Raw genomic sequence first — 5627 nt, 5'->3', positions numbered from 1 at the left:
CGGAGCCGGCGCGCCGGCGCCCCACCGTGGCCGGGCAGGACGTGCCTGCGGTCCGGCCTCGTCCGGCGCCCCGTGCGGGAACGGTCCCCGGGGCGGGCCTTCTGCGGGAGTGGATCCAACGTTTTCCCTGGCATCCCAGGCGGGGGGCGGGGTGCACCCGGGAACGGTCATCGGCGGCAGGCCGGGGCCATCGCCAGCGGTTTGGGCTGCCGGCTGGTTACCGCCGCTGCGGTCCGGCGGCCCTCCGGCTGTGCTGACGTCCGGTGCCCCGGGCCGGCCGCCGAGAGGCGGTCGGGGCCTGTGGCCGCGGTCTGCCGCCGGATTACCGGGCAAGTCCGCCGGTACCAGGGCGGTTTCCCCGGGCGGGAAGGATTCCGTTTGCCCGGCCGGCGGAAACCAGCGCCCGCCGCCAGGGTCCTGCCGGAAACCGGTGCCGGCGGAGCGGAGCCTGATATAGGGAAAGGCGAAACCGGGCGCCCGGACGGGGATGAGGCCTGGTCCCCCGAGGCCGGGCTCACCGAGCAGCCGGGCGGCTCCGCCGCGGTATCGGAACGGCTGCGCGCCGTCGGCCAGCACCTGGCCCAGATATCCCTCAGGCGCCATCGTTGAGCCTCTCGATCTCCTCGGCCAGGATCTCAAGGTAGGTCCGGCGTTTGCCGCGGGGCATCGCCAGAATTTCCTGCTCGCCCCAGTGATAGTGGTACGCGAGGTAGTGCACTTCGCGGTAGAGCAGCTCGCTGTCCGTGCGAAGCTCGCCAAAGAAGAACCGCTGCACGTCAAATGGCACCAGGAACATGCGTCCGCATTCGGCACAACCGGCTTCCATGACCTGCTCGATGCCCGGAGCCAGCTGCCGCATCCGGTCTTCGATTTCGGCCCGGGCCAGGGGCGAGAGCCTGTCCACCAGTTCCTCCCCGGGCGGCGTGCCGTCCCCGACGTCCCGGATGCAGCGGGACAGCAGCAGGCTCAGTGCCTTCGCCTGATTGACGGCCAGCCAGCCCGAAACCTCTTCCTGGTCCGCGCCGATGGGCAACCGGAACCTGACCACCGAAGCCGTCCTGTCCCGGCCTGCGGCAGCCTCCGAAAGGGTCATCGAATAGACCGGGCCCTTATCACCGGCCTCGAACACGGGTACGTCGGCCAGGGAAAAATCGATGGACACCCGTTTCCCGCAGTCGGCCCAGGGACAGACGAGGCCCGCGTGCACGCGGTCGCCGAAGGTCGCCTGCCGCAGACGCAGCAACAGGAACTGGCGGTCGCCCACCAACAGCTGCCGGGCCACCTGCTCGGGCACAGGTGAGATGCTGCCCAGGCTCCTAAGGACACGGGCCAGCACCTCGGTAACCAGCGCGGCCGCAGGCCGCTCGGCGGCCTGCGCCAGCAGCTCCTCCTCGCGGCCGGTCAACGCCGCCAGCTCGAACCGGCGGTGCAAGATGCCCTCATGATCCCAATAACCTCCGGGCAGCGTCCCTGCGAGCGTGTCCATGGATCACTCCGGCTGGTGCGGCATGCGGGAATGGCCGGCCCCCGGGCCCCGGATGACTGCGACCGGCATGCGGATCAGGTCTCCTTCGGTTCAACAACCGACGTGTCGCGCACCCAGCCCTCGTTCTCGAGCTTGACGGTGGTGATCATCACCGCATTGGCACCGGCATCGAGCTGGGGCAGGGCCTGGTATTCCGAGACCCAGCAGCGGAACACGTTATAGGCCATCACTTTCTGGCCCTGATGGTTGAACACCTCGATGCTGATGTCCTTGCGGAAGCTTGCCAGCGACATGGCCGCGTCGCCCTTGAAGTTATTGACCTTGTTCGCCCACTCCTCGAAGGCGGTGTCATGGGTGACGCCTGCTTCCAGGGTGATCGGATCGTATCTGGTCTTTCCCGGAATCTGGTGCGGCCCGCTGGAATCACCGCCCTCGTACCACGCGGTGACCTCCGTGGTCCGCTTCAGCGCCCCGCACTTATTCAGCGCGGCCACATACTGCCCGTCCCACTTGATCTTGAATCTGTAGCCCAAGTACGGGTCAAAGCGCGTGCTGTTGACGGTGAACCTCGCCATGCCGTCCTCCTCTCCCAAAACCGTCCGCTGGCCTCAGCCCGAGGCCTGCCCGGCCTTCTGGCTGATCCTGACAATGACGAACTCGGCGGGCTTCACGGGTGCGAAGCCCACGTCGACGTTGACGATGCCCAGGTCGATGTCCGCCTGCGTCGTCGTGTCGCCGTCGCACTTGACAAAAAAGGCCTCCGAAGTCGAGGACCCTTGGAAGGCCCCCCGCCGGAAGAGGGTCGCCATGAACGAACCGACGTTCAGCCGCAGCTGCGACCACAAGGGCTCGTCGTTCGGCTCGAAGACAGCCCACTGGATGCCGTTGTAGATGCTCACGCGCAGCATCATCGCCGTCCGGCGGACTGGGATGTATTTCCATTCCACCTCGGACGGTCCGGCAATGGTCCGTGCCCCGAATGCGACGATGCCGGTCGCCGGAAACCGGCGCAGGGCGCAGATACCCTTCAGATTCAGGTTGCCGTGCTCGACGTCGGTGGCGTCCTGCCCCAGCCCCACCGCGCCGTTGAGGGTGGCTTCGGTGCCGGCCGGAGCCTTCCAGACCCCGCGCGAGGCGTCAATCCGGGCGTAGAGACCGGCAACGAATCCCGACGGCGGCAGCAGCACAGGGTCAGGCAACCTGCCGGACGGATCCGCCGCCTTGACCCACGGATAATACAGCGCCCCATACGAACTGGCGGTGAGGCTGTCCCGGAATCCCGCGGCTGCTGCGACGGACTGGTCGTCACGGGCCGTCTCGGCGATGAAGAAAATGTCCTTCAGGGGCCGGCCGGAGCAGTAGGCGGTGCCGAGGTTCACCACTGCAGCCGAGGCCTCGCCCGGAACGGCCAGCAGGCTCACATCCGTCACGGAGTCCAGCCGGTGGAATGCCTCCCCGAAGCTGGCCGGCAAAAGCTCCGTCGACCCGTCATCCCCCGGGACGACGTTGAGGACGGTGGCACCCGGCTCCGCGTCCCCTACCTGCACGGCGTCCGCACTGGCCGGGCGCTGGACGGCTGCACCGTCTTCGACGACGCTGCCGGCGGCCAGCAATTTGAGCTGGACCGCCGCGTCATGTTCGGGGGCCACGGCGACCCGCACAGACGAGGCGGCCTTGGTGGTGCCGGAGCGCAGCAACAGGCGTTTTGATCCCTCGGCCGCTCCGGCCTGTTCCACCGTGCAAGTAAATTCCTCAAAGGCCTTTTTGTCGGTGGAGGCCCTTTTCTTGGACAACGCCCGCACTGCGGCCTGGACCGCCGCTGCGACACCGGCGAGATCTGCAGCCGCGGCCGGGGCCGGCAGCGATGCGACCTGGAAGCCGTCTCCATCCAGATTGATCTGGAAACTGCGGTTCTCGCCGAGCGGGACGACGGGATTGTCTGCGCTGCGGCAAAAACCGCGCTGGACCCTGTTCGTATCAAGCAGCTTGGCGGTGATGAGGTGGGATTCGCGCTCAAGGACGGCCTCCACGAACCGGTCCGAGGACGAGTCGCAGCTGAGTTCGTCAAAGACCTCCAGCGCCGGGGTGTCATTGAAGTCCTGTGGCAGCACTTCGGCTTCGGCCTGCCTGCGCACGCTGACCCGGAACCTGTTGCCCGGTTCCACGGTAGCCTCTTCAACCTGCAGGACCAGCCGGTTGCCCCAGGCCCCGGCGCTCTTCGCGGAAAATGTGATGCCCGCGGATGGCGTCGCGGCCCGATTGGCCACCGTCACGGCCGCGAAGGCGGCATCGCTGCGGGTGACCCGCACGATGTAACACTGGCGTCCACCGTTATTGAAGTACTCGAACACGCTCTGGGGCAGGAAACTGTCCGCGATAAAACCACCGTACAGACGCTGGAACTCGGTCCAGCTCGTGACGCGGGTGGCCTGCCCTGTCCCCATTTCAGTCACACCCACGAATGCGGCCGTCGAGGTGCCCGCGATCTCCAGCGGGCGCACCCCGCTGGAAACCTCGTCGATGTACACGCCGGGATAGCTCACATTCGGCATGGTGCTCCACTCACTACCTTCGGAACAGACTTGGACGGTCGATAGGCAGGTCCGTTGCCGCCGCAAGCACGGTCCTGGGCTTCAGCTCTCCTGGGAGGCTGCCTTCGTTTCCGCATCATTGGTTGCATCCGGTGCCGTGCCGGTCCGCTTGGCGCGTCCGCCGGCTGCCTGGGGAACCGTCAGGACATCGATGATTCCGCGACCCACCAACGAGTCGACCGCCTGGTTGTCCTGTACCTCAACGTCGGCGACTGCCGGCGAAAGCTGTCCGGGAGACAGGCGCAAAGTTGCGCCGCTGGTCAGCGGCACCCACAAGGGACCCGAGGATAGAAGGCTCTTGATTCGCACAGGCATGCCGCAACTCCTCGCGCCCCACAGTCATTGCGCGACATTGTCCTCCCGTAGCACAGCAGCGTCAACATCCTCGGCCCGCACTGGCCAACCGGCTGGTACCGCAGTCCCAGCAGGCCACCAACCGGCTCACCGAGGTCGGAGAGCCGGTGGCGGAACAGGCTGTCCGGGCTCGAACCAATCAGTCCATGGTGCCCCCGGGCGCCCGGTTGACCGGGCCCGAACTGGCCGAACTCGGCCGCCTCGCCCGGAAGGCCGGCTCCGGAGCCTAACTGTCCCGCCAGGACGATGAGCCCGAAGGAGGGGACCGGAGCGCGGCAGGATCCGAAGCGGCATCCGGAGGATCAACGGCGGCGGCAGGCCCTTTGTCCGCATTTCCTCCGGTAGACAATACAACTTGTTAGGCATTTAGCGCCTGATGCGGGCGCAATTGCACACTTTGCTTAGCTAATCTTGGGCATGTTGCCCACATTTCTACGGTTAGGTAACGTCACGCCCAGCAAGCAGGAAAGCACCGGCCGACCCCGACCAGGGATCCCGGCGCCACATGTGAAGGAGCGGGGATGCCAACCGGACTCGCAGTGCAACAGCAGGCGGAACTGACCCCCGGTCAGCTCCGGGACCTGTACCGGCTGATGGTGGCCGTGCGCCACCTGGACGAATCGGCCATCCGCTGGCAGCGCCAGGGCCTGATCCCCGGCTACGCGCCGGAGCTGGGCCAGGAAGCCGCCCAGGTGGGCAGCGGATTCGCCCTGGACATGGAGCGGGACTTCGTCTTCCCCACCTACCGCGAGATGGGCGTGGCCCGGACCGTCGGGGTGGACATGGTCCGGTACATGGCCACGCACAAGGCCGTCTGGCATGGTGGCCTCTACGACCCGGTGGCCAGCCGGTTCGCCCCGATCCAGGCCGTGGTCGCCGGCTCCGTGCTGCACGCCGTCGGCTGGGCTCACGCCCAGACGCTGGACGGAAAGCCGGCAGGCGAGCGGGGCGCGGCCATTACCTACTTCGGCGACGGCGCCAGCTCGCAGGGCGACGTGCACGAGGCAATGAACTTCGCCGCCGTGCTGAAGGCCCCGGTGGTCTTCTTCATCCAGAACAACGGCTGGGCCATCTCGGTGCCCACCGAGCGCCAGGTGGCCGGCGGCTCCGTGGCGGCCCGGGCGGCAGGCTACGGGATCGCCTCGGTGCGGGTGGACGGCAACGACGTGGCCGCCGTCGCCCAGGCGACCGCCGCG

At 67.4% G+C, this 5627-nt stretch carries 5 protein-coding genes; 1 reads left to right on the top strand and 4 read right to left on the bottom strand.

Features of this window, described 5'->3' with window-relative positions:
- Window positions 1–592 precede the first annotated feature (592 nt).
- The 4 genes from ACFQ36_RS20180 to ACFQ36_RS20165 all read right to left on the bottom strand — a co-directional run bounded on the left by ACFQ36_RS20180 (window position 593) and on the right by ACFQ36_RS20165 (window position 4392).
- Window positions 593–1486, bottom strand: coding sequence for a DUF6760 family protein (locus ACFQ36_RS20180; RefSeq protein ID WP_377016913.1), 894 nt, complete (start codon window positions 1484–1486; stop codon window positions 593–595).
- Window positions 1487–1560: 74 nt separating this feature from the next.
- Window positions 1561–2061: a phage tail protein gene (locus ACFQ36_RS20175; protein ID WP_377016911.1), complete on the bottom strand. Its 501-nt coding sequence runs from the start codon at window positions 2059–2061 to the stop codon at window positions 1561–1563.
- 33 nt (window positions 2062–2094) lie between these two features.
- Window positions 2095–4038: a phage tail sheath family protein gene (locus ACFQ36_RS20170; protein WP_377016908.1), complete on the bottom strand. Its 1944-nt coding sequence runs from the start codon at window positions 4036–4038 to the stop codon at window positions 2095–2097.
- Window positions 4039–4119: 81 nt separating this feature from the next.
- A complete protein-coding gene (locus ACFQ36_RS20165; RefSeq protein WP_377016906.1) occupies window positions 4120–4392 on the bottom strand; it encodes a hypothetical protein in 273 nt (90 codons plus the stop codon).
- Between the two features lie 560 nt (window positions 4393–4952).
- Here ACFQ36_RS20165 and ACFQ36_RS20160 point away from each other — a divergent pair.
- The coding region (locus tag ACFQ36_RS20160) for a thiamine pyrophosphate-dependent enzyme (protein ID WP_377016904.1) at window positions 4953–5627 on the top strand (675 nt) is incomplete at its 3' end.

Origin of the sequence: Arthrobacter sp. GCM10027362, from assembly GCF_042679445.1 — a bacterium.
Classification (GTDB): domain Bacteria; phylum Actinomycetota; class Actinomycetes; order Actinomycetales; family Micrococcaceae; genus Crystallibacter.
This window is presented reverse-complemented; position numbering and strand designations above follow the sequence as displayed.